The organism is Mycobacterium sp. MUNTM1, from assembly GCF_054660795.1.
Genome location: NZ_BAAGDE010000137.1, coordinates 1 through 1,242, shown reverse-complemented (window position 1 = coordinate 1,242; position 1,242 = coordinate 1). Strand labels below are relative to the sequence as shown.

Genomic DNA, 1,242 nt, shown 5'->3' with positions numbered 1-1,242 from the left:
CGGACAGTTTTCATGTGATTCTGACGTAGCTTCGTGGTGTCTGGTACCCCAGCGACGAATGCAGCCGCTTGTTGTTGTAGATCCAGACGTAGGTAAACAAGCGTTGACGGGCATCGGCGCGGCTTCTCGGAATGCCCTTGGGGTAGAGCTCTTCGACTTTCAGCGAAGCGAACCAGGACTCCATGACGGCGTTGTCTCGTGGGTCTTTGCGCTCGCCGATCGACACGACCATTCCGTGTCGTCGGGCCAGTGTCGTCCATTCGTAGGCGGTGTATTGATAGCCCCGATCGGAGTGCACGATGCAACCTGGAGACGGCCGGCGAATCATGATGGCCTCGGCCAAAGCCTGCTGGGCCGTCGCTGCAGATTCCACCGGACTGGTCCTCCAGGTGATGATTTCGCGGTTATAGGCGTCCAGAATGGCGGCAACGTAAAGCCAGCCGTCGGTGGTCTTGATCAGCGTGGTGTCGGTGAACCACAACCGGTCGGGTTGCTCGGCGGCAAAGTTGCGCTGGACGTGGTCGACCAGATCCACCCGACGGTGAAACGGCACCGACCGACGTCGTATCTCGACCCGACCACGAAATGCCCGAATGCCGTTGCACCGCATGATCCGAGCCACACGATGACGTCCGACGACCAAATCTTGGCGGCGTAACGCCTGATGGATTCGGGGAGCCCCGTAATAGGAAAATTCGGCGTGCAGCGCCTTAATCTTGTCGAGCAGAGCGGCGTCTTCTGCTGCCCGACCCATCGGGGGGCTCGACACCCGTTTGACCCACCCGTAATACCCCGAACGCGACACACCCAGAACCCGGCACATCACGCTAATCTTCAGGCTGGGATCGGCGGCCTTCTCCGCGGCGATGTAGCAGTAGAGCTCTACAGCTCTTCCCGACGCGCGAAGAAGGCCAGCGCTTTTCCCAGGATCCTGACTTCCTCTTCTTTGCGAGCCAGCTGCCGCTCCAGCTCGGCAATCCGGGCACTCTGTTCGGTCTCCGCCGACTTCGCCGGCCGATGTTGAGCTAACTGCTCGCGCTTGGCCGCACGCACCCAGTTCGACACCGTGGTAGCCGACAACCCATACTCCGCCGCGATCTCTTTATACGACTTGTGGTTGCCCAGGTGCAGCGCGACGATCTGCTCCCTGAACTCCCGGGTGAACACCTGGCCCATCATGAGGACCTTTCCGCAACGGCCATACCGCTGCAATCCGGTGTCCGCTAAACCGGGGCAAGCCCA

At 60.7% G+C, this 1,242-nt stretch carries 2 protein-coding genes; both read right to left on the bottom strand.

Going from position 1 to position 1,242, the window contains the following annotated elements; all coding sequences use genetic code 11:
* Positions 1–10: 10 nt before the first annotated feature.
* The gene (locus tag ACYQ8K_RS30075) at positions 11–868 is read right to left on the bottom strand and encodes an IS3 family transposase (protein ID WP_459975021.1); all 858 of its coding nucleotides are present in this window, start codon (positions 866–868) and stop codon (positions 11–13) included.
* A gap of 14 nt (positions 869–882) precedes the next feature.
* On the bottom strand, positions 883–1,242 hold a 360-nt coding region (locus tag ACYQ8K_RS30070; protein ID WP_459975019.1), incomplete at its 5' end, for a transposase.